Here is a 25,926-nt window from a genome sequence, read left to right on the forward strand (position 1 = left end):
CCGCGCAGGCGGGGGCCGCTATCGTTTTGCTCAGCACTGCGGGACAAGGTCGATGGCGGCCCCCGCCTGCGCGGGGGCGACGGAGAACATATCATATTCCGGAGGCGCTTTCGAGCGCCTCTTTTTTTCCTTGCACTTGCGATTAATTCTCAATAGCAAGATCGAGCAGTCCCCTCCTGCCGGCCGCACCAAATTTGAAGCGATGCTTCAAAGCGGCCGGCATCTTTTTGGGTAGCCGACCCGCAGGACTGCAAAGGCCGGGAGACGATAGAGCCATGCAAAGCAGCATCCTGATCCGGCAATTGGCCCAGCAGCCGCTGATCCGCGACCTGTCGGTCGAAGCCGCGCAGGCGGTGCTGGCGCTGCGCTATTGCATCGTCTGCCGCCGCAGCGACCGCGACCCAATGCCCGAGCTGGAGCGGCGCTGGGGCAATATCCTGGCCGCGCGCCGCTACCGGCTGGTCGTCGAGGCGATCGGCCACAGCTGGCCAGACCCCTTTGCCGTCGCCCCGCCCTGCTGCCCGCGCGCCAGTTTCGACGAGGCGCTGCTGGCCGACATGGTGACCGCCGCGGCGCACGGCAATCGGGTCCAATTCGACTGGCTGACCGCCGAGATGCTGGGCAGCGACGCCCGCGAAATGATCTTTGTCGCGCTCGAGAATTTCATCCGCGCCCGGACGCCGGGCCGGGTTTAAGTGACGTCGGCTTTGGGGTGGGAAGCGGACATTCCCCACCCCTCGTCACCCCGGACTTGATCCGGGGTCCATGAGGCCTTGCACCGGCCTATGCCGAGACGGCGGATGGATCCCGGATCAAGTCCGGGATGACGACAGTATATCCGTAATCGGTCGTTGGCGGACGCTTCGATTTCTACTTCCCCGCCTTGTCACTCACCGCCTTGATCACCAGCGCCTTGTCATCGATCAAATAGCGCCGCGCCAACGCTTGCAACTCTGCCGGGGTCGCGGCCTCGACTTCACCAATCCCCTTACGGCTTCGGTCAAGCCGGTCGGCCTGGCTTGTCGCTTCGGCGACATAGTTCAGCCAATAGGCGTTTTCGCGGCGCGACTTGGTCATCGCCTCGACGAGCGGCTTGCGCGCGCGGTCGAGCAGATCGGCATCGACGGGCGCATCGCGCAGTTCTTTCGCAATGGCAAAGATCGCGGCGCGCGTGGTCGTCAGATCCTTGTAATCGACATTGCTCGCGGCAAAAACATGCCCATAGCCTGGAAACTCGTCTGACAGGCTGGCGGCGGCGCCGGGGCTGTAGCTTTCGCCGAGCTTTTCGCGCAGTTCCTCGGTCAGTTTCAATTGCATCACCCGGGCCAGCAGGTTGAGCCGCATCGCCTGACCCAGATCGCTGTCGTCGCGGGCGGGCCAATAGACGCGCAGCTCAGCCTGTTCGGCCGGCCCCTTGTGGATTAGCGTCCGCTCGCTCTGATCGGTCGCATATTCACGCACCCGCGCGTCGGCGCGCGGATCAAAGGCGGCGCGGCGTTCGGGGAGCGCCCCGAAGGTCGCGGCGATCGCAGCGATCGCCGCGACCTCATCAATGTCGCCGACGACGCCGATTTCGATCGCGCCATTGGCGAAGCTATCGGCAACCACCGGTTTCAGCTGCGCCCAGTCGAGCGCCATCAGCTTGGCGAGCGACGGGGTTTGCGAACGCGGATCGTCGTTGGCGAGGATGCCCCCCACGTCGCGGCCTATGACCGCCGCCGGGGTCGCGTCGTTCCCGGCATATTGCTGCGGCAGCACGCGGCGGATCAGCGCCAGCCCGTCAGCGCGATAGCCCGGATGGGTCAAGTAGGCGGCCATCAGCTTGGCCTGAAGCCCGAAATCTTCGGGAGAGGTCAGTGCGCTGCCGCCGAACGCATCGGTGGCATTGCCGAAGCTGGGGCTGACGGTCTTGCCGGCCAGGATCGAGCGCAGTTCGTCAAGGCTATGCGCTTCGAGCCCGCCGAGCATGAGCGAGCCGGCCAACGACACTCTGGTCGGATCGTCGCGCGTCGCGAGCAGATTTCCGCCGTCGACGCGAAGCGAGAGCAGGACGCGGTCCTTCTGGAAATCGGTCTGCTTGATATTGAGCATGACATTGTTGGCAAAGCGGATGCGGCGGATGCCCAAATCCTCGACCCGCTCGTCGCGGACGATTTTGCCAGGCTTGCCGAAATTGTCATAGGCAAAAGCCGCATTGGCAGCCTGCGTCGGCGCCGCGACCGCGACCTGCGCCGAAGCGCGCAAGGCGCCGAGGATCGCGTCGGTGCCGCCCTCGATCGGCGTCTTTGCCGATACCCGGGCCAATGGGGCGCTGAAGCCGTCCATCCGCTTGCGGAACGCCGCGGTGACCGCCGCGGCGCTCAGCGACGGAGCGGTCGCCTCGAACAGCGCCTGCGACGTTTCCGGCCGAACAAAGACGAAATCGCCCTTTGCGGCCATGATCAATGCGTCGGCCAGCGCATCGCTGCGCCGCGTGGTCACCCCGGCGACGGCGTTTTTGAACGCGGTGCGGCGGTTCGCCAGTTGCTCGTCAACCTCGGCCTGGGTGAAGCCATGTTCGATGGCGCGGCGCTGCTCCTGTTCGATCAGCGCCAGCGCTTCTTTCCACGCCCCCTCTTTCGCAACCGCGCCGACGGTGACCTGGTCAAACACCTTCCAGCCACCCGCTTCGGCGAAATAGCCCGCCAGGATCGGCGAATCCTCGTTCAGCGCGATCTTGGCCAGTCGGCGGCTGACGATCGCCTCGCCGACGTCTTCGGCCAGGGTGCGGGCGCGCTTGGCCTTGGTATCGGCTTCGTCGACCCATGGCTTGAAGGCCGCCAGCGTCACCGAGTCCTGAATGGCGGGGTCGATGAAATCGTCGGCTGCGGCCGCGCGTTTATAATCGACTGTGCCAATGTCGGGATCGGCGCCCGCCGGGCCGCGGCCCTGCCAGTCGCCGAAACGCGCCTTGATCTTGGCCTCGACCGCCGCCGGATCGAAATCGCCGACCATGACCAGTGTCGCCCGTTCGGGGCGGTAATAGCGGTCGTACAGGTCGCGGATGCGCGCCGCGGGCGCGGTGCGGATGACCGCTTCGGTGCCGACCGGAAGCCGGTCGGCGACGTGCATGCCTTTCATCTGGAAATCGAGCTGGTCGATCACGTTACGCAATTGATAGGTGTCGCGCGCGCGGCGTTCGGACAGGATGATGCCGCGTTCGCGATCGACCGCGGCGGGATCGATTTTCAGCTCGCTGCCGGTTTCGCGCATCAGCATCAAACCGGTGTCGACCAGATCGTCCGACGCATTGGGCAGGTCGAGTTGATAGACGGTCTCGTCGAAATTGGTCACTGCATTGGTATCGGCGCCGAACGCCAGCCCCTTGCGTTCGAGCAGCTTGATCATCTCGCCCTCGGGCACGTTGGTCGAACCGTTGAACGCCATATGTTCGAGGAAATGGGCGAGGCCGCGCTGGTCGTCCGCCTCGGCAAAGCTGCCGACGTCGAAGCGCATCCGCAGGACGACGCTGTCCTTGGGCGTGCTGTTTTTCAGCAGCGCATATTTCATCCCGTTGGGCAGCACACCAAAGACGATGTTAGGATCGACAGGCACATCGCTGGCGGCGAAATTCCACGCCTTGGCGGCGGCGGTCTGCGGGTTGGTTGCGGTGGCTGTAGCGGCCGGGACCGGCGCGCCCTGAGCATGGGCCGGCGCGGCGGTGGCGGCGAGAAGGACAAGGGGCGACAGGGCGGTCGAAGCACGCCGGACAAGGGATTTGGTCATGCCCGCCGGTGTGGCCGCCGCCCTGCGGGCGGTCAAGCCACGCTTATGCGACCCAGCCGATGCTTTCGACCGGCGACGTCTGGGCGCGACCGACAGCCTTGGCAGCATAGAGCGCGGCGTCGGCGACCTCACACAGCTGGCGGGCGGTTTCGCCATGATCGGGCCACCGCGCGGTGCCGACGCTGGCGCCGACGCGGATCGGGCGCCCGTGAATGCGATAGGGCGCGGCGAGCGCCGCCAGCACATGATCGGCGAGCGAGGTTTCCAGCAATGGCGATCCGGCGGGCGCGAGGATGGCAAATTCGTCGCCGCCCTGCCGCGCCACCATCGCATGCGGGCCGCAAGCGCGGCGCAGGCGCTCGGCGATTTCGCACAGCAACAGATCGCCGACGGCATGACCATGCTGATCGTTGACCGGTTTGAACCCGTTAAGGTCGAGCAGCGCGATGGCGAACGGGCTGGATTCGTCCGCCTTCGCAATCTCTTCCTCGATCCGCAGGTCGAATTCGCGGCGATTGGCGAGGCCGGTCAATGGATCGGTGTGCGCCAGATCGCGCATTTGCCGCTGCAATTCGAGCAGGGCGATGACCTGGCCGTGCTGCTGGATCACCATGCGGAACAGGAACAGGGTCGCGATCACCAGGCTGGTGCCCGCAGCGATTTCCGCCGGATGCCCCGACGTCAGCATCAGCAGTGCGACCGGGCCCAATCCGACCCCGAGGTTGAGGAAGGTCGCAAAGCGGATCGACGACAGGCAATAGGCGGTCGCGAGCGACCCCATCGCCATGATCATCGCATAATAGCTGTGCGTTGCCGCCGGCGCGGCGAGCCAGTTGGTCACCGTCCACACGCTGCACATCAATCCGGTGATGCCCGATACCCAGCTCGATTCGCGGATCATCCGCCGCGCACGGCGCGGGCTCATCCGCCGTCCGCGATTGTGGACCAGGAACAGGAAACCCAGGATGCCGACGACGAACAGAATGACCGGAAACCCGATACGGATCATCGGATGGACCGTCGCCGCCCCGGCATAGATCGCGGTCGGCGTCGTCGCCGCCAGCATCAGGAACAGCATCGGGGTCAGCGTTTCGATGCGGTTGGCGCGCAAAACCGCGACGTCGTCGCGGATCGCGTCCGGCACCGGCGGAAAAATCCGCGTGATCACGCTGTGAACGACCCCCGTCATGTCCTTCGGATAACCAGCGTGAGTAAAGTATCAGTTAAGTATGTGAATCGCGCCTTATCATCTACTTGGCCGACATGATGTTGGCAGATGGCACCGTAAGTTAACCTTGACCGGCGACGGCCGTGCCATCTGTGTGGGCGCTGGGCGCGGCCCCAATGTCGTCTTGGTCGCGGCGAAACGGATACAGCAGTTGCCGGGCGTAGGTGGCCGGGACATCGTCATCGATGCCATAACGCGTCGGCATCGCATCGCGCCGCATATGGGCGGTGCCAAAGATGACGTCCCAGATTGGAAACTGGGCGGAAAAATTGCGGTTCCACGCCTCCGGATGATCGGCATGATGCCAATGATGGAAACAGGGCGACGCAAAAACCCAGTGCAAGGGACCGAAACCGATCCGCAGATTGGCGTGCAGCATCAGCGAATGCCATTGATACAATAGGAAGAAAATCGCGATCGCGCCGTCCGCAAAGCCGAGCGCAAAGACCGGGGCGATCGAGGCGCCCTTGGTCAGGATCTGGTCGACCGGGTGGACGCGGTGCGCGGCCAGCCAGTCGAGTTCCTCGATGCTGTGATGGATCGCATGAAAACGCCACAGCGTCGGCAGCGTATGGAACAACCGGTGCATCGCATAGAAACACAGGTCGGCGACCAGCATCAGCGCCACGACCTGAAGCCATAAAGGTTGCTGCGCAACGCTGGCCCGGAATTCAGTCGGCAGCACCGCTTGGCCGACGGCGATCGAACCGGCCGCCACGACCAGCAGGCCGATGCCGATCGGGATGCGGTTGAGGATGAAAAAGACCGTGTCGTTGAACCAGCCGCGCCGCAACGGACCCTGGTTCGGGCGCGCGGGCAATAGCCGTTCGAGCGGCAGAAAGATCAGCGCGATCAGCCAGGCGCTTTGCAGGTCAACCAGTTTCAGCAGGGTATCCACCGCCGCGCCGCTCCGTCAAAAAATATAGGGGATCAGCCGGTAACGCACTTTCCGGCTCAACTCCTGATAGGCCGGATCCGCCATCAACACGCGTTCCTCGGCCAGGATGCGCGAAATATTGAGCGCCAGCCCCAGACTATAGACCCCCAGATTCCACCAATTGGGGCCGCTGAGCAGAAAGCCGAGGTGGGTCAGCGTATACCCGGCATACATCGGGTGGCGCATGAAACGATACGGCCCGCTGACCTTTACCCCGCGGTTGGCGGCGATCACTCCGAAGCTGAAGCGCAGCGTGAACTTGGCGTAAAGTTGAAACAGCATGCCGCCGATGATCAGGAAACTGCACAGCGCCAGCGGCACCAGCGGCGTATCGCTGGAAGCGGTGACGAGCATCGGCGCCAGCGTGCCGCCAAATCCCAGCGCCCAATCGAGCGGGCGGCGCGAGATCGTGTTGGTCGACCGGCGAAACAGGACAAAGAAAACGACGCAGCTTTCGGCGACGAGCAGCAGCCAGTTTTGATAATGGCCGGTTTCGATCGCCGAAGGGATCAGCCGCGACGCGAGCAAGCCCAAGAGCACGACGACAACGACCTTTTCCAAAAGGTCCCAATCGAAACTGCGCGCTGCTGGCTGCGCCTGGCCACTTGATCCGTTCATGATGCCATATCCCCACTATCTGGGGACCGGATAGCGCCGGGATGGTTACCAACTGGATAATTTCCCCGCGTTGCGGGGGGAGCAACCGCTTATTTGTCGCGTTTCTTGCGGTGGCTTTCCAGGTCGAGCACCGCATTCTCGCCGCCTTCGGGAAGCAGGCCAAGCCGGCGCGCAACTTCCTGATAGGCTTCGACTTCACCGCCCAGGTCGCGGCGGAAGCGGTCCTTGTCGAGCTTTTCGTTCGTGGTCATGTCCCACAGGCGGCAACCGTCGGGGCTGATTTCGTCGGCCAGGATGATGCGGCTGAAATCGCCTTCATACAGGCGCCCGAACTCGAGCTTGAAATCGACCAGACGAATGCCGACTGCGGCGAACATGCCCGACATGAAGTCGTTGATGCGGATCGCCATGTCCTGGATATCGTGCAATTCTTCCTGGCTGCACCAGTTGAAGCAGGCGATATGCTCCTCAGCGACGAGCGGATCGCCGAGCGCGTCGTCCTTGTAGCAATATTCGATGAGGGTGCGGGGGAGCTGCGTCCCCTCCTCGATGCCGAGCCGTTTCGACAGCGTGCCTGCCGCGACGTTGCGCACGATCACCTCGATCGGCACAATCTCGACCTGGCGGATCAACTGCTCGCGCATGTTGAGGCGACGGATGAAATGATGCGGCACACCGATATTGCCGAGCAGCGTGAACACATGCTCCGAAATCCGGTTGTTGAGCACGCCCTTGCCGCTGATCGTGCCCTTTTTCTGGGCGTTGAATGCCGTCGCATCATCCTTGAAATATTGAATCAGCGTGCCCGGTTCGGGACCTTCGTACAGGATCTTCGCTTTGCCTTCGTAAATCTGGCGGCGACGGGACATGGCGTGCAAACTTTCTGTCGGAACCAAATGAATGACCCCGGCAAGCGACTCAGATTGAGGCGCGGCGCCGGGGCGGTCGCGCGGCCTATAGCGACAAAGGTCGGGCGCGTCATCAGTCACGTCGCCCCCTCCCCTTTCGCGGGAATGACGAACTTTTGCGTAACGACTGCACGATGCGGCCCACTATCTTTACGTTTACGTAAAGTGCTTGCACTCCCCGGCATCGCTTGCAACGATGCCGGAAACAAGGAGAGACAGATGAGCTTCGACCAGATTCGCCTCGACCGCCATGAGGGTATCGCGCTGCTGACGCTGCACCGGCCCGACCGGATGAACGCCTTTACCACCGAGATGATGCTGGAGATCGTCGCCGCGCTCGACGAATGCGACGCCGATGACGGGGTGCGCGCGGTGATCTTTACCGGATCGGGCGAGCGCGCCTATTGCGCCGGCGCCGACCTGGGCCAGGGCGCAGCGACATTCGATTATGCCAAGCGCGCCGACAAGGCGGCGTTGCTGCCCGACGGCATGGCGGCAAGCCCGGTCGCCGAAGACGGCACGATCGACTGGTCGCACCCGCTGATCCGTGATTCGGGCGGGCGCGTGTCGATGCGGATCTTTGACTGCAAGAAACCGGTGCTGGGCGCGATCAACGGCGCTGCCGTTGGCATCGGCGCGACGATGACGCTGTCGATGGACGCGCGGCTGGCCAGCGAGACAGCGCGCTATGGCTTCGTGTTCGCCCGCCGCGGCATCGTGCCCGAAGCGGCGTCGAGCTGGTTCCTGCCGCGATTGGTCGGCATCCAGACCGCGGTCGATTGGTGCTATTCGGGACGCCTGATCGACGCCGCCGAAGCGCATGAGAAAGGGCTGGTCCAATCGGTCCATGCCCCCGGCGCGCTGGTCGACGCGGCGATCGCCAAGGCGCGCGAACTGACCGAGCATAGCGCGCCGGTGTCGGTCGCGCTGACCCGCCATATGCTGTGGCGGATGCTGGGCGCGCCGCACCCGATGAGCGCGCACCGCTGGGACAGCCGCGCCATTTTTGCGCGCGGCCGCAGCGCCGATGCCGCCGAGGGCGTGTCGAGCTTCCTCGAAAAACGCCCGGCAAACTTCACCGTCAGCGTCGCCAACGACTATCCCTGGTTCGCTGAGTTCGAGGATACGCCGCCCTATAGCTGACCCCCCTCCCCCTTGCTGGGGGAGGCAGCGAGACTTGCCAGCTTGCTGGCTTAGTCGCAGCGGTGGGGGTGCGCTCGCGGTCTGCGATGACGGGCCAAGGACGCACCGTCATCCCCATCCAACTCCGCGTAGGCGCTTCGCGCCAAGGCTGCGTATCCTTCCCCCATCAAGGGGGAAGGCAATCGATGATCAGGCCGCGTCGTATTTCCGCCGCCCGCGCGCCGCGGTCATGCTGTGCGTCGCTTTCAGCCCCGGCGTGCGGGTGCGGATCGTTTCGACATTGTGCCAGTTCGCGGTGACCCGGTCGCGGGTGAGCTGCACCGTGACATAGCCGCGATCCTGGGTGTTGGCCCATTTGAGCTGCGGCGACGAACGGCGGAGCGCCGCGACGCGCGCCTCGTCGGTGACGCCTTTGATATAGGATTCATAGCCCGGCGACGTGACGCTCTGACCCGCAATCTCGATGCCCGCCGGTCGGCCGTCCTCGGCCAGGTCGAGCGCCCAGGCATTGTGCGTGTCGCCGGTCAGCGTGACCAGGTCAGCGTCGGCGCGCTGTGCCGCGGCGAGCAGGCGGCTGCGCGCGGCAGGATAGCCGTCCCACGCGTCGAGGTTGAGCGGCAGCCCGGCCTTGGCCGCCAATTGCCCCGCGTCGACGCGGCGGCGGATATAGTCGGGCTGGGCGCCGCCGAACCAGTCGCGCGTTTCGGGCGGCGTGAAAATCGTGCCCATGATCACCTGCTGGGCGCAGACCTGCCACCGCGTGCCGGCCTTGGTCGAGGCCGCAAAGCCGCCGAACAACCAGTTTTCCTGCTCGGCGCCCAGCATCTGGCGCGCCGGATCGCGATAGGCGGTTTCGGCAAACTGCTTCAACTTCGCCGCCGCATCGCCGCCGCCCGCGATAATCTCGTCGATCTCGAACTGGCGGTCGCGCGCAGTGACGCGCGTTTCGGGGAGAAAGATCGTCGCGAGGTCGCCAACCTGATAATCGCGCCAGCGGGTGTCGGCGACGGGCATCCATTCGCGATAGGCGCGTTCGGCCGCGATCACACGATCCGCCCACTCGCCCTCGCCCGCATTGTGGTTTTCGGCCCCGCCCTTCCACGCATCGTTGGTCATCTCATGATCGTCCCACTGGGCGATCATCGGGAACAGTGCGTGGAGCCGCGCCAGATCGGGGTCGCTGCGATAGGCGGCGTAGCGGAGGCGATAGTCGGCCAGTGCCACCATCTCGTGCGCCGGTTGAATGTCGCGGCCGGGCACCGCCTGTTTCAGCGAGGGATAATCGCCGATCGGATATTCATACAAATAATCGCCCGAATGGACGACCAGATCGATGTCCTGCCGCGCCGCAGCATGGGCATAGGCGTTGAACCAGCCGAACGGCAGGTTCGAACAGGAAAACAGCGCGAGGGTGAAGGCGCTGGTCGGCCCGGCAGGCAGGGTGCGGGTGCGGCCGGTCAGCGACATGGTGCCGTCGGGCGCGACGAAGCGATAATAATACCAGCGGCCGGGTTCGAGGCCCGAAACGACCAGTTTGGCGGTATGATCGCGCTCGCCTATCGCGCTGACGCTGCCGCCGCCGACCACTTTGACGAAATCGGCGGTTTCGGACAATTCGGCGGTCAGCGTCGTGTCGCTCGCCGCGGCATAGCGCGTCCACAACAGCACCGAATTGGCGCCCGGCTCGCCGCTCGCGACGCCGTGGGTAAAGCCCTGCGCCATCATCGCCGCCGCCGCGCCGGGCAGCGACAGAGCCGCCAGACCCGCCGTTCCCAGCGCGATCAGCTGCCGCCGGTCCATTTCGCTCCAGTGATGGTGCATCGCAAATCTCCTCCTCGATCGGCGGGTTCTTTGCCCGGCCTTTGTTACGATTCGGCGCGCGCTGCCAACGACGGTCTTGACGCTTAGCCCATGATCCCCAGCGCGAGCAGCAGGAACATGAACATCATCACCGAAAACAGACTGAAAAACAGCAGCAAACTGGTGCGAACGAATGCCCCGAACCGCGACGACCGATAGGCGCCGCGCAGTTGGCGGTACATATGGAACGGCACATAGAGAAACGCGAAGGCGGTCGCGACATCACCGAAGATTGTCAGATTGAACAGCCGCACGACGACGAACAACAGCAGCATGAAGCTGATCGAATAGGTCACGAAGACGAAATGATCATAGGTATGGAAGCGGCGGCTGAACGGATAGAGCAGCCACATGAAGGGCAGCGACATCGGGATCAGCGCCCAGGCGAATTTATACGCGTTCGCCTGGAGTTTGTAGAACATCAGCGCCGGGTTCGCGATCGCCTTTTGCAGACTTTGATCGACAAAAGGCACTCCGGTATCGACCTTGGTTCGCGACAGGAAATCGGCGCCGGTCATCACCTGGTCGACCGGATCTTCAAGAACCGGCGGCCCGTTGTCGCGTTCCTTCTCGCTTATGCGGCGCGCGACACCAAGATAGTCGGCACTTTTCTGAAGCGTCGCGCGTTCCGCTAACAGCTTCTGCCGCTCGGGAGCAGCAAGCGCCTTGCTCGCCAGCTGCGCATCGACGCGCTCGACTTCCGCCTCAAAACTGTCTTTGAGCGCGTTCGACCGCGTCTGCTCGGCCGCCGCCTTGGCAATATTCTCGCCCACCCCGCCGCCGCTGCCGACCATCGCGAGCACCGCATAGGTCAGGAACACCGCGAACAGAAACAAGGCGAGCGGCGAGATGAAACGCGCGCGCTCGCCGTGGATATACCGGCGCGTCAGGTCGCCCGGTCGCCACGCGAGCAGCGGCAACGTGTTCCAGATCTTGCCCTCGAAATGAAAGATCGCGTGGACCAGATCATGCCCGATCGCACCGAAGCTGCGGTGGACGTCGGCGCGCTGGCCGCAATGATGACAGTGCGAGCCGACCAGGCTGGTGCCGCAGTTCAGGCAGCGCAGTCCGCTCGCCGGTTCGCGTCTGCCGCCATGCTGCGGCTCGGCCACGCGGCCCGCCAGCCCCGCGGTGACCGCCGCCCCGATACCTTCGATGTCCCCGCTCATGCCACCTTGCCTAAAGGGGGGCGAGGCCGGGCGCAACGGGACTTTCGGGCGTCACGCAAAACGTGATAGGGGCAGCGCCATGAACGCCGAAGCTCTCTCCGCCCCGCCGATGCCCGGCGATGCCGCCGCCCTGATCGCCGATATGGGCGCGCGCGCGCGCGTCGCGGCGAAGCAGTTGGCGTTGGCAGCGACCCCGGATAAAGCCGCAGGGCTGGTCGCCGCAGCGGCCGAGATCCGTGCACGGGCGAACGAAATCCTGTCCGCCAATGGTCTGGATATGGCGGCGGGACGCACGAACGGCCTGTCGGGCGCGATGCTGGACCGATTGCGGCTCGACGAGGGACGGTTGTCGGCCGTCGCCGATGCGATCGACGCGGTCGCCGCGCTGCCCGACCCGGTCGGCGCCGAGATCGACCGGGGGACGCGGCCCAACGGGCTGGTGCTCAGCCGCGTTCGCGTCCCGCTCGGCGTCGTTGGTATCATCTATGAAAGCCGCCCCAATGTGACCGCCGACGCCGCGGCGCTGGGGCTGATGTCGGGCAATGCGGTGATCCTGCGCGGCGGCAGCGAGGCGGTCCATTCCAACCGTGCCCTGCACGCGGCGTTCGCGGCGGGGCTGGTCGAGGCGGGCCTGTCCGCCGATGCCGTGCAACTGGTGCCGACGCAGGACCGCGCCGCGGTCGGCGCGATGCTGCGCGCGCAGGGGCTGATCGACATCATCATCCCGCGCGGCGGCAAGGGGCTGGTCGCGCGGGTGCAGGACGAGGCGCGGGTGCCGGTGCTCGCGCATCTCGACGGGATTAATCACCTGTATATCGATGGCTCCGCCGACCCGGCGAAAGCGGCCCTGCTGGCGGTCAACGCCAAGATGCGGCGTACCGGCGTGTGCGGCTCGACCGAGACGATCCTGATCGACCGTGCCTATCCCGCGCCGCTGGCGATCATCGACGCGCTGGTCGCGGCGGGATGCGAAGTGCGCGGCGACAAGGCGGTCGCAGCGCTGAGTCCGCATGTCGATGCGGCATCGGCCGGCGACTGGGACACCGAATATCTCGACGCCATCGTATCGATCGCCATGGTCGATGGCGTGCAAGGTGCGCTGGCGCATGTCGACGCGCACTCGAGCCGTCACACCGACGCGATCGTCACCGAGGATGCGGAGGCCGCCGAACGCTTCCTGGCGGGCGTCGATAGCGCGATCGTCATGCACAATGCCTCGACGCAATTTGCCGACGGCGGCGAATTCGGCCTCGGCGCCGAAATCGGCATCGCCACGGGGCGGCTGCATGCGCGGGGTCCGGTCGCGCTGGAAGGGCTGACGACGTATAAATGGCTGGTGCGAGGGACCGGTCAAACGCGGCCTTGAATCATTTGTATACAAATGATACATCGGCTAGATGACCAAACATTCCGTCATTTCTGCGCGCATCGACGCCGAGACTCTGGACATGGTGGACAAGATCGTCGCCGAACAAGGACGCAGCCGCGCCTGGTTTGTGGCGCAGGCCGTTCGCCATGCCGCCGAACAGGAAGCGCGTTTTGCTGCTTTCATTCAGGAGGGCCGTGACGACATCGCGGCTGGACGGACGGTGGATCACGCCGACGTCCTGAAGATGATGGACGATATGATTGCCGGTCACGAGGCCCGATGCCCCGAATAATGTGGTCGGAAAGGGCCGTCGCCGATCTGGTCGCGCTGAACGATTGGCTGACACAATATCGGCAGTCGGATGAAGCAGCGGAAGCCGTTCGAGCCATTCGGAATCAAGTCGCAAATCTGGATCAATTCCCGGCCGTTGGGTCGCCTGTCTATGCCGGCACGCGCAAACTGCTGATCAAGGACCAGCCGTTTGTGCTTCTGTACGAGGTTGTCGATGGCAAGCTGACGATCCTTCGCCTCGTCCACAATCGCAGCGATTGGCAGTCGCTCCTGTGACCCCCACCGGGCTCCTTGGCGGCAGCTTTAACCCGGCGCATGGCGGGCATCGCGCGATCAGCCTCAATGCGATCGAGGCGCTGGGGCTGGGCGAGCTGTGGTGGTTGGTGTCGCCGGGTAATCCGCTCAAGCCCAAAGCGGGCATGGCTTCGCTGCCCGCGCGGCTCGCCTCGGCCCAGCGCATGGCACGGCGCGCGCCGATTCGCGCGACCGCGATCGAGGCCGAACTGGGCACGCGCTACACGATCGACACGCTCAAAAAACTCGTCCACCGCTACCCCGATCGCCAATTTATCTGGATCATGGGGGCGGACAATCTGGTCCAGCTGCCCCAATGGCGCGACTGGCGGGGGATCGCCCGACTCATGCCGATTGCGGTTGTCGCGCGTCCGGGCTATAACGACCGCGCCCACGCAAGACGTGCGATGGGTTGGCTGCGGCGATTTGTCCGGCCCGCAGCCCAGAAACAGCAATGGACAGACTGGAGACCGCCCGCCCTCGTGTTCCTGCGATTTTCGCCCGATGTGCGATCCGCAACTGCGATACGGCAGGCCAACCCCCGCTGGTTCGAACGCTATGAAGGCCGCGCGCTGCGCGACCCGCTCACGCGTTCATGGCTGGTGGAACCGACCAAGAAAGGACGCATTTGATCTCCGCCACCCAGGATGCCGCCAATGGCGCCGCATCCGCCCAAAAGTCTTCGGACGCCAGCGTGGAATCACTCCACGCGCTGATCCTCCACCAGCTGGACGAGGACCAGGCTCAGGAAACCATCTCCATCCCGCTTGCCGGCAAAAGCAGCATCGCCGATCATATGGTGATCGCGAGCGGCCGGTCGACGCGCCATGTGTCGGCAATCGCCGAAAAGCTGGCGCAGCGGATCAAGCAGGAAGCGGGCCGCCAGGTTCGTGTCGAAGGGCTGCCCAATGCCGATTGGGTGCTGCTCGATGCGGGCGACGTCATCGTCCACCTGTTCCGTCCCGAGGTGCGTAGCTTCTACAACCTGGAACGCATGTGGTCGTTCGGCGACGCGCCGCCGGTAACGCTGGCAAATTGACGTTTTTGGTCTGTTCGGACTAAAGCCCGAACAGAAGCGGCACCAGCCCGCTCCCCCTCCCGGCCTCCCATAGGCTACTATCGTCAGGGAGGCCGGGAGGGGGAGCGGGCTGGTGCCGCTTTCACCGAAGGTGAACGAAAACATCATGTTGCTGCACATCATCGCGCGCGGGCGCATCGGGCGCGGGCCCGAGGCCGAGCTGGTCGAGCGTTATATGAAGCGCGTGACCTGGGCGCAGAAGATTTCCGAGCTGCCGGATATGGGCGGACGTATGCCCGCTGCCGCCGACAACAGCCGCACCGTCCTGCTCGACGAGGGCGGCGAACAGATGTCGTCGATCGAATTTGCCAAATTGCTGGAAGGCTGGCGCGACGGCGGGGTGCGCGAGGCACGCTTCTGCCTCGGTGCCGCCGACGGCTTTACCCCCGACGAGCGCAAGGGCGCCGACAAGGTCATTGCCTTTGGCCGCGCAACCTGGCCGCATCTGATGGCGCGCGCGATGCTCGCCGAACAATTGTGGCGCGCCACCAGCATCGCGGCGAACCATCCCTATCATCGCGAGGGGCGGCAATGAGGCTCTTTGTCGCCGGTTTGGCCGTCACCGCAGTTTTTGCGGGCGGCGCGCTCGCCTTGGCGCAGAGCGATATCTTTGATCCGCAGGCGATCGCCGCGCGCGAACGCGAGCAATTGCTCGGCGCCAAACAACAGTCGGCCGAGGCCATGGCGCGCAGCACCCGGCTGGAGGCGCAGGCCGCCGCCGCAAGCAGCGAAGCCGACCGGTTGAAAAAACGCAGCGCCGCGCTGGCGGCGCGCATCCAGTCGGCCGAGGCCGACATCAGCGCCGGTGAAGCGCGCGTCGCGCTGGTCAGCCGCCGCCTGGCCGGGCAGCGCGCCCGGCTGGCGCAGCAACAGCAGCCCTTGCTGGAACTCGCCGCTTCGCTCCAGCAACTGTCGCGCCAGCCGCCGGTCAGCGTCCTCGCGCAGCCCGGTTCGCTGCGCGATATGGTCCACGCGCGGGCGGTGATTGACGCCGCGATGCCGGTGATCGAGCAGCGCACCGCCGGGGTACGCCAGGAATTGACCCAGCTGCAAACGACGCGCCGCCAGCAGGCGGTCGCACTGCGGGCGCTGTCGGCCAGCAAGGCCCAGCTGTCGCAGCGCCGCGGCGCGCTGACGCGGCTGGAGAATGAAGGCCGGATGCGTTCGCGCGAACTGATGAGCAGCGCGCAGCTCGAGGCCGACCGCGCGCTGGGGCTGGGCGAGAAAGCGCGCGACATCGTCGATCTGATGGATTCGCTGGAAACCGACGGCGCGGTGCGCGCCGAACTGGCGCAATTGGCGGGACCGCTGCCGCGGCCGCGCAACCCCGCCGCCAGCATCGCAAGCACCGCCCCGCCGGCGCCTACTGCGGCAGAGCTGACCCAAGGCGCCTACCGCCTGCCCGTCGTCGGGCGCATCGTCGCCGGGCTGGGCGAGGTCAACGACAGCGGGGTGCGATCGCGCGGCGTCACCATCGCAGCGCGGCCGGGGGGGCAGGTCGTCGCCCCCGCCCCCGGCCGGGTCAGCTTTGCCGGCGATTATCGCGGTTATGGCAAGATCGTCATCATCGACCATGGCGGCGGCTGGATCTCTTTGCTCACCGGGATGATCGGGCTGTCGGTTGGGGTCGGCGACACACTGGACAGCGGCGCCCCGATCGGGCGCGCCGGGTCCGACGACAGCCGCATCACCGTCGAACTGCGCCGCGGCGGTCGTCCCGTCGATATTGTCGCGATGATCGGTTGACGCCCGAGCCACCCCCAAACTCCGTTCGCCCTGAGGAGGGACTGAGCCCGGCGAAGGCCCGTCTCGAAGGGTCTGCACAGCATGTCGGTCCTTCGAGACGCCATTTCGACGAGCTCAATGGCTCCTCAGGACAAACGGAAATCTGTAGAATCGAGCGCCCGTTAATCCCGCGTTCCACCGCTGTCCCCTATCGGGATGCACCGCTTGACGCCCGCGCAAATGCGTAGGAGGATGGGGTGCCGGGGTATATAGACGGGAAATCCCGCCTGACTGAAAGACGCAGATGACCGACTTGATCAAAACGCCCGTGTCTCCGAAGCGCCGCTTTGCGTTGTGGCAGGGCGCCGCGGCGCTCTCGACGCTGGCGCTGATCCCGCTCGCGACCGGCGCCATGGCGAGTGTCGACAGCAAGACGCAGGAAGAAATTTCGCGTTTCATGGACGTCTATCTCGAGGTCAAATCCAATTACGTCGAACCTGTCGACGATTCGAAACTGATCGAAGGCGCGATCAACGGCATGCTCGCCAGCCTGGATCCGCATTCGGGCTATCTCGACGCGCGCGGCTTTTCGAACCTGCGGACGCAGACCGATGGCGAATATGGCGGGCTGGGCCTGTCGGTGACGATGGAAGACGGCGTCGTGAAGGTGATTGCACCGACCGCCGACACCCCCGCCGACAAGGCTGGGATCAAGTCGGGCGACTATATCACCCACATCAACAAAGAACTGATCTTTGGCCTGACGCTGGACGAAGCGGTCGAACAGATGCGCGGGCGCCCGGGCACCAAGATCGACGTCACCATCGTCCGCGAGGGTCAGGACAAGCCGATCGAAATGTCGCTGACGCGCGAAGTCATCGACCTGAAACCCGTCAAATGGGAAGTCAGCGGCGACGTCGGTGTGCTCACCGTCACCAGCTTCTCGGCCGACGCGACCACCGACATGCGCGCCGCGATGATGGCGGTCGAAAAATCGCTGGGTCGAAAACCGCGCGGCTGGATTGTCGATCTGCGTTCGAACCCGGGCGGGCTGCTCGACGAAGCCGTCGGGATCAGCGACCTGTTCCTCGAACGCGGCGAAATCGTGTCGCAGCGGGGCCGCCGCAAGGGCGATATCGAACGCTATTTTGCCGAGCCCGGCGATCTGGCGGGCGGCGCACCGGTCGTCGTACTGATCGATTCGGGATCGGCGTCAGCCTCCGAAATCGTTGCGGGAGCCTTGCAAGACCAGCACCGCGCCGTCGTGATGGGCGAGCGCAGTTTCGGCAAGGGTTCGGTGCAGACCGTGCTGCCGCTGTCCGACACCACCGCGCTGCGCCTCACCACCGCGCGCTACTACACTCCGTCAGGGCGCAGCGTGCAGGAAGGCGGGATCGACCCCGACATCCGCGTGCCGCAGCTGTCCGACCCCGATTACGCGTCGCGGCCGAAATTCCGCGAGAGCGACCTGCGCCGTCACCTGATCAACGAGAAAAAGGTCGACGATGGGCTGATCGAAAAGGACGAAAAGGCCGATCCGCGCTTCACCGCGACCGCCGCCGACCTGAAGGCGAAGGGGATCGAGGACTTCCAGCTCCACTATGCGTTGCAGACGATCGGGCGGATCAGCCCGACCGCGCCGCGGATGGCGCAAGCTGGCAAACCGGCAGCCAAGCCCGCCGCCAAGCCGACCGCGCGCAACTAAGGGTTCGCCGACATGCTTCGCTCGCGCCTCGCCGCACCCTTCGTCGCGCTCGCCGCACCGCTGCTGCTTTATGGCGGGGCGCTGGTGTCACAATATGGCTTTGGCCTCGCCCCGTGCGAGATGTGTTACTGGCAGCGCTGGCCGCATCAGGCCGCGATCGTGCTGGCGCTGCTCGCGCTGTTGCTGCGCGGCAATGACCGGGCGATGCGCGCGCTGACCCTGCTCGCCGCACTTGCCATTGCGGTCTCGGGCGCGATCGGCGTGTTCCACGCCGGGGTCGAATACGGCTTTTGGGAAGGCCTCACCACCTGCGCGACGGGCAGCGGCGGTCCGGTGTCGCTTGATGCGATCATGAACGCGCCGCTGATCCGCTGCGACACCGCGCAATGGACGCTGTTCGGCATATCGCTCGCGGGATTCAACGCGATCTTTTCGCTCGGCGCCGCGGCGCTCGTCTTGACCTTGCTGCGCCGTCGGCCCACATCGGCGGCATGACCAACGCTCCGGAAAAGACCAATCGGCGCACCGCGTCGATGATCCGCGTCGACCAGGCCGGCGAGTATGGCGCGACGCGTATCTATGCAGGGCAGCTCGCGGTGATGGGCGATCGCCACCCGATGGCGCGCGAGATCGCGCATATGGCCGAACAGGAAGAGCGCCACCGCAAATTCTTTGACGACATGATCGCCAGCCGCGGGGTGCGCCCGACCGTATTGCAGCCGTTCTGGAACGTCGCGGGTTTCGCGCTTGGCGCGGTCACCGCCGCGATGGGACCGCGCGCCGCGATGGCGTGCACCGCCGCGGTCGAGACCGAAATCGACCGCCATTACCGCGATCAGCTCGATGAACTCGGCGACAGCGATCCGGAACTGAGCGCCGCGGTCGCCGATTTCCGCGCCGAGGAATTGGAGCATAAGGACGCCGCGCTCGCCGCGGGTGCCGAAAGCGCGCCGGGCTATCCGGTGCTGAGCCTCGCGATCCGCGCCGGTTGCCGTGCAGCCATCGCGCTGTCGAAGCGTATCTAGAGAAGATCGTCCATCTCTTCTCCGTTCGTGTCGAGCGAAGTCGAGACACCGGGAAGACACGCACGACCGATAGGCATCTCGACTTCGCTCGATGCGAACGGAAATGGGATTGTTCATTGTTCGTGCAGAGAGCACATGGCATTCCGACACATATGACAAAGGAATATCCGATGACCCGCCTGCCCCTGTTCGCGCTGATCCTGGCCGGTAGTGCCGTCCCCCTGCCCGCCATGGCGCAGGAAGCGACGGTCGATGGCGAAAAGGTCAACCAAGTCGTCGTCTATGGCGACGATCAATGCCCCAAGGGGGCCGCCGACGAAATTCTGGTCTGTGCCAAACTGCCCGAGGGCGAACGTTACCGCGTTCCCGAGATGCTGCGCGGCAATCCGCTCGACGTCCGTAACGAGGCGTGGGCGAACAAGGTTGTCGCGGTCGAGCGCATCGGTCGTTTCGGCACGGACAGCTGCTCGCCGACCGGGCTCGGCGGCTTTACCGGCTGCACTCAGGCGCTGGTCGCGGGCGCCAAGGCCGAACGTCAAGCCGCCGACAAGACCGACTGGCAGGCGATGATCGCCGACGAACGTGCCAAGCGGCTTGCCGGGATCGATGCGGCGGCGGATGAAGTCGAGGCCGCGGTGCAGGCCGAAGAACGTGCCCTCGCCGAGCGGCAGAAGGCGGCCGAGGAACTGGAACGGCAGGCGAGCGGTATGGCGCCGATGCCGCAAACGGCGCCTGACGAGGCCGATGCCCAGCCGCTGCCGACGCCGCCGCAGGGCTGATCTCAACCGACCGAATATTAAACCGTTCGTCCTGAGGAGGGGCTGAGCTTGTCGAAGCTCCGTCTCGAAGGACTGGAACGTCAACGTCCTTCGAGATGCCATTTCGTCAAGCTCAATGGCTCCTCAGGACGAACGGTGATTATAGATCTCAATTCAGCAAATATTGCTTCCAGAACAGCAGCGACGCCCAGAAATTATAGTCGGCATTTTCCTTTTTGGCGAAGCCATGGCCTTCGTTCGTGCCGACCAGATGCCAGGCGGTGCCGCCATTTTTGCGCACCGCCGCGACGATCTGGTCAGCTTCTGATGCGGGAACGCGGGGGTCGTTGGCGCCGGTGACGACGAACAGCGGTTTCTTGATATCGGCAACCCGCGTCAGCGGCGAGATTTCCATCAGCTTGGCGCGCTGTTCGGGCACCCGTTCGTCGCCATATTCGACGCGGCGCAGGTCGCGGCGATAATCCTGGGTGTTTTCCAGGAAGGTGACGAAGTTCGAGATCGCCACGACGCACAGATTGGCGCGCAGCTTGGCGGCATAATGGGTCGCGGCGGCATAACACATATAGCCGCCATAGCTGCCACCGGTCAGCCCGAAGCGTGCCGCGTCGAGGCTCCTGTCCTTGGCCAGCGCGTCGAGAAACGCGCCCATGTCCTTGACGCTGTCCTCGCGCTTGAACGGCCCGTTGTCGAGGCTGACGAAGGTCTTGCCGTAACCCGTCGACCCGCGGACGTTGGGGTAGAACAGCGCGATCCCCATTTCATTGAGCATGTAATTGCTGCGGCCCATGAACCCCGGGCGCGACTGGCCCTCCGGGCCGCCATGGACGCTCATGATCAGCGGCCGTTTGCCGGGGAATTTTGCCGGGTCGGGGCGATAGAGAAAGCCCGATACCTCCAGCCCGTCAAAACTCTTCACCTTGACCAGTTCGGGTTCGATATTCTGGGTCACGTCCAGCCCGCCCGTTTCGCTTTCGGTCCAGCGGGTGATTGCCAGCGTTTTGGGATCGATGCTGAACGCATCGGCGGCGCTGCGCGCCGAAGTGAAGCTGATGCCGATTTCGCCCCACGGCGCGATCTCCAGCCCGCCGATGATCCCCGCGGGCAGCTTGTCGACGGTCCGCACCGCGCCGGTCGCGGGGTCGAACAACCGCAATTTCGACGTGCCCGCTTCGTTCACGACATAGGCGATGAAACTGCCGTCCTCGGCGATGTCGAAGGTGTCGACGTCCCATTTTTCGGTCGGTCCCTTCGGCGTGAACTTGCCCGTCGCCGGATCGAGCGTGCCGAGCCGCTGGAAATCGCTGCCTTCGTCGCTGGTCATCCAGATCGTGCCGTCGGGGGCAAAAGCAGCGCCGCCAAGCGCGACGGTCTTGCTGTGGTCGCCGATCGGCGTCATCGCGCCGCTGACCAGATCGAGGCGGAACAGGTCGGCTTTCTGCACCGACGTATATTTGCCGACCAGCGCCCAACTCTTGTCAGGCGTGAAATCGAGCAGGCCCCAGCCGCCGCCCTCTACCTGCGCCACCATCCGGCGCGTCTTCGGGTCGCGTGGGTCCATCACATAAATATCGCTGTCGCGCCCGTTGCGCAGCGTCGAGGTAAAGGCAACGAGCTGGCCGTCCTGGCTCCAGGCGTTGAGCCCATTGCGGCTCTTGCCATCGGTGAGCAGGTCGAGGCGCCCGTCCTTCATCGCATAGATCTGATAGAATTCATTGCCGCCGATGTCCTTCTGGACCAGCATCACATCGGCCTTTTTTGGCGCCCAACTGCCCGACCCGACCGGCTCGGCCTCGAAGGTGATCTGCTTGCGCGCGCCCATCGGCATCGCGACGCGGTGCAGCTGCACAGTGTTGCCGAAGCGAGTCGAGATCAGCATCGATTTGTCGACCGGGTTCCAGCCGACAAAACCCGCCCCACGATTTTCCATATAGGGCCGTGTCGCCGCCGACAGGTCGGCCGGCACTTCGGGCATGCCGTCGGCGATCAGCGCCGCCGGTTTGGGTTCGACCGCAGGCTTGTCGCCCTCGGCCGCCGAAGCAGCGGCAAGCGGCAGGGTCAGGGCGGCGAGAAAGGCCAGATAGCGCATGATGATTTTCCCCGTGTTGCATAAAACTGATCGACTGAAGTTAGACGCTAGCGGGGCGCGCTTTGGATGCAAGGCTTCGACAAACGGCGCCGCGCATTCGACCACCGCCGACCGTATTTTCACGTCGCCTCGGCGACCGTCACACGTCTCACCGCGCCGAAATTTTAGCGTTTTTGGCGACCTGACGCGATTTGGTTGCGAATCCGGGGTGAATCGAGCGGGTTTGTTAACGAATCGGTGCCAACCTGTCTTGACTCGGGAATAGTGGGCTGAAATCGTGGCGTTCTGGGAATCGCCAGCCTAAGGGGGCTGAAAAATGGCATCAGCATTCGGACCGCGCCTGTGGCGGCGCACGTCATCTAGCGTGCCGGCGGCACGCAGTCTTGGCCGCCGCATGACCTGGCACGCCGCGACCGCACTGGTCGCCTTTGCCGCTTTGCAGATCTGGCTGGTGTCGAGCGCGATTGCCCATGGGGCTTCGTCGACACTGATTTTCGTGGCTTTGATTGTCCTGCTGGCGCTTGCGGTCCCCGTTGCGCGCTCGACCGAACGCCGCTGGTATCACCTTAGCCGTCAGGCGCTCGCCAGCTGGGGTCTGCACGCCCGCTTTCGCCGCGATGTCCGCCGCCTGTGGGTCGCCGCGCTGACGCTGCCCTTTCTGTGGGTCAGCGGCGCGATGGCGGCGACCGACGCAATCGCCGCAATAGCGGGCTGACCCCCGTCAACCAAGTTTGACGCCCTGCCGCGCGCCGTATAGGGCGCGGCAATGCTGACCGTTTCCGAAGCCCTCGACCGCGCGCAGTTGCTGTGCGACGCCGCCGCCAAAGCCGGGGCCGACGCCGCCGACGCGCTCTATTATTGCAATGCCGCCACATCGGTGTCGATGCGGCTCGGCGCGCTGGAGGATGTCGAACGGTCGGAAGGGCAGGATATTTCACTGCGCGTCTTCGTCGGCCAGCGCAGCGCGAGCGTGTCGACCGCCGACATGGACGCGGGCGAACTGACCAAGCTGGTCGAACGCTGTGTTGCGATGGCGCGCGAGGCGCCCGAAGACCCCTACGCGGGCCTCGCCCCCGAAGAATTGCTGTTCAAAGGCCCGGTTCCCGATTTCGACCTCGACGACGGCAGCGAGGCCGATCCCGCGGCGCTGCGCGCGGGTGCACTGGCGGTCGAGGAAGCCGCGCGCGCCGTCGCCGGGGTGACCAACAGCGAAGGCGGCAGCGCCAGCCACAGCCGGACCCGCTTCGCGCTCGCCACCAGCCACGGCTTTGCCGGCGGCTATGGATCAAGCGGCCACAGCCTTTCGGCGAGCGTCATCGCGGGCGAAGGCGCGAATATGCAGCGCGACTATGGCTGGCACAGCGCGCATCATCTGGCCGATCTGGAAAGCGCCGCCGACATCGGCGCCCGCGCCGGAACCCGCGCCGTCGCACGGCTGAACCCCGGCAAGGCGCCGAACGGCAAGGTGCCGGTGCTGCTCGACCCGCGGGTCAGCGGCGGCATCGTTGGCCATCTGCTCGGCGCGATCGCCGGACCCGCGATCGCGCGCGGGACGAGCTTCCTGCTCGGCAAGGAAGACCAGAGCTTGTTCGACCGCAGTATCGTCATCCGCGACGACCCGCACCGGCCGCGCGGGCTGCGCAGCCGCGCCTTTGACGGCGAAGGCCTGCCGACCGCGGCGCGCGATCTGGTCGCCGACGGCAAGATCACCGGCTGGCTGCTCGACACGGCATCGGCGCGGCAGCTCGGCCTGACCCCGACCGGCCACGCCAGCCGCGGCGGCGGCGCGTCAGGGGTCGGCGCCAGCAACCTGCATCTTGCCGCAGGCAGCGTCGCCCCTGCGGCGCTGATGGAAGGCATTGCTGACGGCGTCTATATCACCGAACTGATCGGCCACGGCGTCAATCCCGTGACCGGCGACTATAGCCGCGGCGCATCGGGGTTCCGGATCAGGGACGGCGTCATCGCCGGGCCGATTGCAGAATTCACCATCGCCGGCAATCTGATCGACATGTTCGCGGCGCTGATCCCCGCCAACGATCTGGAGTTCCGCCATGGCATCAACGCGCCAACGCTGCGCATCGACGGCATGACCGTCGCCAGTAGCTGATGCCCGGCCGCAACCTCGAAGCCGCGATCGCCGCGACCCGCGAGGTCGGCGACATGGCGATGGCGCGGTGGCGCGGCGAGGGACAAGCGGTCAATGTCTGGAACAAGTCGCACGACAATCCGGTCAGCGATGTCGACCTCGCGGTCGATGCGCGACTGAAGGCCGTGCTCGGCGCGATGGTGCCCGAAGCGGGATGGCTGTCCGAAGAAACCGCCGACAACGAAGACCGGCTGGCGTGCCGCGCGATGTGGTGCGTCGATCCGATCGACGGCACGCGCGACTTCATCCGCGGCCGTCCCGGCTGGTGCGTGTCGGTCGCGCTGGTGATCGACGGAACCCCCGAATTCGGTATCCTCTATGCCCCCGCGCTCGACGAGTTATGGGTCGCGCAGCGGGGCCAGGGGGCGCAACTTAATGGCGAGACGCTCCACGCCAGCCGTCGCACCGATTTCGCCGGATCGCGAGTCCCCGCCGATGCCTTGCCGCGCGTCGATAGCGATCTGGTAATCGTCACCAAGCCGAACAGCATCGCGCTGCGTATGGCGCTGGTCGCCGACGACCGCGCCGATCTGGTCGCGACGTTGCGCTGGGGGTTCGAATGGGATGTCGCTGCTGCGGCGCTGATCGCGGCCGAGGCTGGCGCGGCGGTCACCGATGCGTTTGGCGCGCCACTGCGCTTTAACACGCCCCACGCGCAGGCCTTTGGCGTCATCGCCTGCGCCCCCGGCATCCACGCCGCCGTCGTCGACCGGCTGGCGACGCGCGCGGCCGAGATTGCGCCGCGAACCGAGCGCAGTGAGCAAGGCTTGTAGCGATCGCTACGAGATGGTAGAGACCTTTGTAGCAAACGCTACAGGGAGAATGCTGATGTCTGCACCTGCGAACCGCCTGCCGTTTTCCAGCGGCCAGATGGCGACGCTGATTATATCGGGGGTGATCTTCTGGTTTATTGGCGCGCTGATCTGCCGCTGGGTCGGCGCGATCGGGGCGTTCGAGGGCGCCAACCGCGTGCTGCTTTATGCCGCCCTGGTGCCGGGCACCCTGCCGGTCATCCTGCTGGTGCGCCGCATCGCGCGGCTGTCGCCCGATCAGGTCGCGCTGGGCAGTGCGATTGTTACCGCCGCGGCAATCGCGTGCGACAGCGTCGCGCTGGTCATCATTCCGGACCTTTACGGCGCAGGGGTCGAACAGACCGCCGCGTCGGGCGCGGTCATCCTGTGGGGCGGCGCGGTGGCGATTGCGATCGGCTGCTGGCTCAACCGGGTTCCGTCCCGGGGCTGACCGCGAGCGCCGCGTCGACGGCATCGCCTAGACCCAGGCTAGTCAGCAGCACCATCCCCTCAATCTCGGTCAGCAAACGGGCGGCCAGCCCGGCACGATCGGCGGCAGCGCAGGCCAGTTGCTCGCCCGCCCACGCCAGAAAGCCGCGTCCGATGCTTTCCCCGACCCGCGCATAGAGCGCATCGCCATGCGCCGCGCGCGCCGCCATATCGAGCCATAGCCGCATATAGGGCCATAGCGCCGGATCGCGCAGCTGCCCCGCGAGCGCGGTTCGCAGCAGCGCGTAGGGCAAAGGCTGCGGCGGCGCGGCGACGGCCAGCAGCGCGGTCATCCGCGCCGCGATCCGTTCGACCGTCGCCGCCATCACCGCATCCTTGTCGGCGAAATAATAGAGCAGCATCCGGTCGCTGGTCCCCGCTGCGCGCGCCAGCGGGCGCAGGCTTGACGCCGCCAGCCCATGCGCCAGCACATAGTCGGCGAGGCGGTCGAGCAGAGCGGAGAGACGGTCGTCGCTGGCCATGGTTCTGCCGCTGTGGCATATCCTGCGGCGCGGGG

At 65.4% G+C, this 25,926-nt stretch carries 26 protein-coding genes; 17 read left to right on the top strand and 9 right to left on the bottom strand.

The window, feature by feature from the left end; all coding sequences use genetic code 11:
* Positions 1 to 275: 275 nt before the first annotated feature.
* Positions 276 to 695 carry an addiction module antidote protein gene (locus tag J2X44_RS15420; protein ID WP_310085930.1) on the top strand — a complete coding sequence of 140 codons (420 nt, stop codon included), beginning with the start codon at positions 276 to 278 and terminating at the stop codon, positions 693 to 695.
* A gap of 175 nt (positions 696 to 870) precedes the next feature.
* Here J2X44_RS15420 and J2X44_RS15425 read toward each other — a convergent pair whose 3' ends face one another.
* The 5 genes from J2X44_RS15425 to purC form a co-directional block, all read right to left on the bottom strand.
* On the bottom strand, positions 871 to 3,765 hold the full coding sequence (locus J2X44_RS15425) for an insulinase family protein (protein ID WP_310085933.1): 2,895 nt from the start codon (positions 3,763 to 3,765) through the stop codon (positions 871 to 873).
* Between the two features lie 43 nt (positions 3,766 to 3,808).
* Positions 3,809 to 4,954, bottom strand: a complete 1,146-nt coding sequence (locus tag J2X44_RS15430) for a diguanylate cyclase domain-containing protein (protein WP_310085936.1) — start codon at positions 4,952 to 4,954, stop codon at positions 3,809 to 3,811.
* A 100-nt stretch (positions 4,955 to 5,054) separates the two neighbouring features.
* Positions 5,055 to 5,891 carry a sterol desaturase family protein gene (locus J2X44_RS15435; RefSeq protein WP_310085938.1) on the bottom strand — a complete coding sequence of 279 codons (837 nt, stop codon included), beginning with the start codon at positions 5,889 to 5,891 and terminating at the stop codon, positions 5,055 to 5,057.
* A gap of 15 nt (positions 5,892 to 5,906) precedes the next feature.
* Entirely contained in the window at positions 5,907 to 6,548 is a 642-nt protein-coding gene (locus J2X44_RS15440; protein ID WP_310085940.1) for an isoprenylcysteine carboxylmethyltransferase family protein, read from the bottom strand.
* Between the two features lie 89 nt (positions 6,549 to 6,637).
* Positions 6,638 to 7,417 (bottom strand): phosphoribosylaminoimidazolesuccinocarboxamide synthase, encoded by a 780-nt coding sequence (gene purC / locus J2X44_RS15445; protein WP_310085943.1) that lies wholly within the window; start codon positions 7,415 to 7,417, stop codon positions 6,638 to 6,640.
* 258 nt (positions 7,418 to 7,675) lie between these two features.
* Here purC and J2X44_RS15450 point away from each other — a divergent pair, with 258 nt between their 5' ends.
* Positions 7,676 to 8,599 (top strand): crotonase/enoyl-CoA hydratase family protein, encoded by a 924-nt coding sequence (locus J2X44_RS15450; protein ID WP_310085947.1) that lies wholly within the window; start codon positions 7,676 to 7,678, stop codon positions 8,597 to 8,599.
* A 189-nt stretch (positions 8,600 to 8,788) separates the two neighbouring features.
* Here the strand turns inward: J2X44_RS15450 and J2X44_RS15455 are convergent, their stop codons facing one another.
* Both J2X44_RS15455 and J2X44_RS15460 read right to left on the bottom strand, forming a co-directional pair.
* Positions 8,789 to 10,420, bottom strand: coding sequence for an alkaline phosphatase D family protein (locus J2X44_RS15455; RefSeq protein ID WP_310085949.1), 1,632 nt, complete (start codon positions 10,418 to 10,420; stop codon positions 8,789 to 8,791).
* A gap of 83 nt (positions 10,421 to 10,503) precedes the next feature.
* Positions 10,504 to 11,628 carry a DUF3667 domain-containing protein gene (locus J2X44_RS15460; protein WP_310085950.1) on the bottom strand — a complete coding sequence of 375 codons (1,125 nt, stop codon included), beginning with the start codon at positions 11,626 to 11,628 and terminating at the stop codon, positions 10,504 to 10,506.
* Between the two features lie 79 nt (positions 11,629 to 11,707).
* Here J2X44_RS15460 and J2X44_RS15465 point away from each other — a divergent pair, with 79 nt between their 5' ends.
* From J2X44_RS15465 to J2X44_RS15515, 11 genes are all read left to right on the top strand, one after another.
* On the top strand, positions 11,708 to 12,994 hold the full coding sequence (locus J2X44_RS15465) for a glutamate-5-semialdehyde dehydrogenase (protein ID WP_310085953.1): 1,287 nt from the start codon (positions 11,708 to 11,710) through the stop codon (positions 12,992 to 12,994).
* A 31-nt stretch (positions 12,995 to 13,025) separates the two neighbouring features.
* Positions 13,026 to 13,289: a ribbon-helix-helix protein, CopG family gene (locus tag J2X44_RS15470; protein ID WP_310085955.1), complete on the top strand. Its 264-nt coding sequence runs from the start codon at positions 13,026 to 13,028 to the stop codon at positions 13,287 to 13,289.
* Positions 13,289 to 13,564, top strand: a complete 276-nt coding sequence (locus J2X44_RS15475; protein WP_310085957.1) for a type II toxin-antitoxin system RelE/ParE family toxin — start codon at positions 13,289 to 13,291, stop codon at positions 13,562 to 13,564. Before J2X44_RS15470 ends, J2X44_RS15475 begins: the two co-directional genes overlap by 1 nt.
* Positions 13,561 to 14,214, top strand: a complete 654-nt coding sequence (locus J2X44_RS15480) for a nicotinate-nucleotide adenylyltransferase (RefSeq protein ID WP_310085960.1) — start codon at positions 13,561 to 13,563, stop codon at positions 14,212 to 14,214. Before J2X44_RS15475 ends, J2X44_RS15480 begins: the two co-directional genes overlap by 4 nt.
* Complete coding sequence (gene rsfS / locus J2X44_RS15485) at positions 14,211 to 14,621, top strand: ribosome silencing factor (RefSeq protein ID WP_310085963.1); 411 nt, start codon at positions 14,211 to 14,213, stop codon at positions 14,619 to 14,621. Before J2X44_RS15480 ends, rsfS begins: the two co-directional genes overlap by 4 nt.
* Positions 14,622 to 14,766: 145 nt before the next feature.
* Positions 14,767 to 15,195, top strand: coding sequence for a 23S rRNA (pseudouridine(1915)-N(3))-methyltransferase RlmH (locus tag J2X44_RS15490; RefSeq protein ID WP_310087085.1), 429 nt, complete (start codon positions 14,767 to 14,769; stop codon positions 15,193 to 15,195).
* Positions 15,192 to 16,406, top strand: a complete 1,215-nt coding sequence (locus J2X44_RS15495) for a peptidoglycan DD-metalloendopeptidase family protein (RefSeq protein WP_310085966.1) — start codon at positions 15,192 to 15,194, stop codon at positions 16,404 to 16,406. The genes J2X44_RS15490 and J2X44_RS15495 overlap by 4 nt, the downstream gene beginning before the upstream one ends.
* A 283-nt stretch (positions 16,407 to 16,689) precedes the next feature.
* Entirely contained in the window at positions 16,690 to 18,090 is a 1,401-nt protein-coding gene (locus tag J2X44_RS15500; protein ID WP_310085969.1) for a S41 family peptidase, read from the top strand.
* 12 nt (positions 18,091 to 18,102) lie between these two features.
* The gene (locus J2X44_RS15505; protein ID WP_310085972.1) at positions 18,103 to 18,585 is read left to right on the top strand and encodes a disulfide bond formation protein B; all 483 of its coding nucleotides are present in this window, start codon (positions 18,103 to 18,105) and stop codon (positions 18,583 to 18,585) included.
* Complete coding sequence (locus J2X44_RS15510; RefSeq protein ID WP_310085975.1) at positions 18,582 to 19,115, top strand: demethoxyubiquinone hydroxylase family protein; 534 nt, start codon at positions 18,582 to 18,584, stop codon at positions 19,113 to 19,115. The genes J2X44_RS15505 and J2X44_RS15510 overlap by 4 nt, the downstream gene beginning before the upstream one ends.
* A gap of 170 nt (positions 19,116 to 19,285) precedes the next feature.
* Entirely contained in the window at positions 19,286 to 19,894 is a 609-nt protein-coding gene (locus tag J2X44_RS15515; RefSeq protein WP_310085978.1) for a hypothetical protein, read from the top strand.
* 148 nt (positions 19,895 to 20,042) lie between these two features.
* Here J2X44_RS15515 and J2X44_RS15520 read toward each other — a convergent pair whose 3' ends face one another.
* Complete coding sequence (locus J2X44_RS15520) at positions 20,043 to 21,980, bottom strand: prolyl oligopeptidase family serine peptidase (RefSeq protein ID WP_310085980.1); 1,938 nt, start codon at positions 21,978 to 21,980, stop codon at positions 20,043 to 20,045.
* Positions 21,981 to 22,296: 316 nt separating this feature from the next.
* Here J2X44_RS15520 and J2X44_RS15525 point away from each other — a divergent pair, with 316 nt between their 5' ends.
* Genes J2X44_RS15525 through J2X44_RS15540 form a run of 4 tightly spaced genes read left to right on the top strand, consistent with a single transcriptional unit; the run spans position 22,297 to position 25,371 of the window.
* Complete coding sequence (locus tag J2X44_RS15525) at positions 22,297 to 22,695, top strand: hypothetical protein (protein ID WP_310085983.1); 399 nt, start codon at positions 22,297 to 22,299, stop codon at positions 22,693 to 22,695.
* Positions 22,696 to 22,746: 51 nt separating this feature from the next.
* Positions 22,747 to 24,090 carry a metallopeptidase TldD-related protein gene (locus J2X44_RS15530; protein ID WP_310085986.1) on the top strand — a complete coding sequence of 448 codons (1,344 nt, stop codon included), beginning with the start codon at positions 22,747 to 22,749 and terminating at the stop codon, positions 24,088 to 24,090.
* Positions 24,090 to 24,902: an inositol monophosphatase family protein gene (locus J2X44_RS15535; protein WP_310085989.1), complete on the top strand. Its 813-nt coding sequence runs from the start codon at positions 24,090 to 24,092 to the stop codon at positions 24,900 to 24,902. The genes J2X44_RS15530 and J2X44_RS15535 overlap by 1 nt, the downstream gene beginning before the upstream one ends.
* A 55-nt stretch (positions 24,903 to 24,957) precedes the next feature.
* A complete protein-coding gene (locus tag J2X44_RS15540; RefSeq protein ID WP_310085992.1) occupies positions 24,958 to 25,371 on the top strand; it encodes a hypothetical protein in 414 nt (137 codons plus the stop codon).
* Here J2X44_RS15540 and J2X44_RS15545 read toward each other — a convergent pair.
* Complete coding sequence (locus J2X44_RS15545; RefSeq protein ID WP_310085994.1) at positions 25,346 to 25,891, bottom strand: TetR/AcrR family transcriptional regulator; 546 nt, start codon at positions 25,889 to 25,891, stop codon at positions 25,346 to 25,348. The genes J2X44_RS15540 and J2X44_RS15545 overlap by 26 nt on opposite strands.
* Between the last annotated feature and the right edge of the window lie 35 nt (positions 25,892 to 25,926).

Source organism: Sphingopyxis sp. BE259 (genome assembly GCF_031457495.1).
Lineage (GTDB): Bacteria > Pseudomonadota > Alphaproteobacteria > Sphingomonadales > Sphingomonadaceae > Sphingopyxis.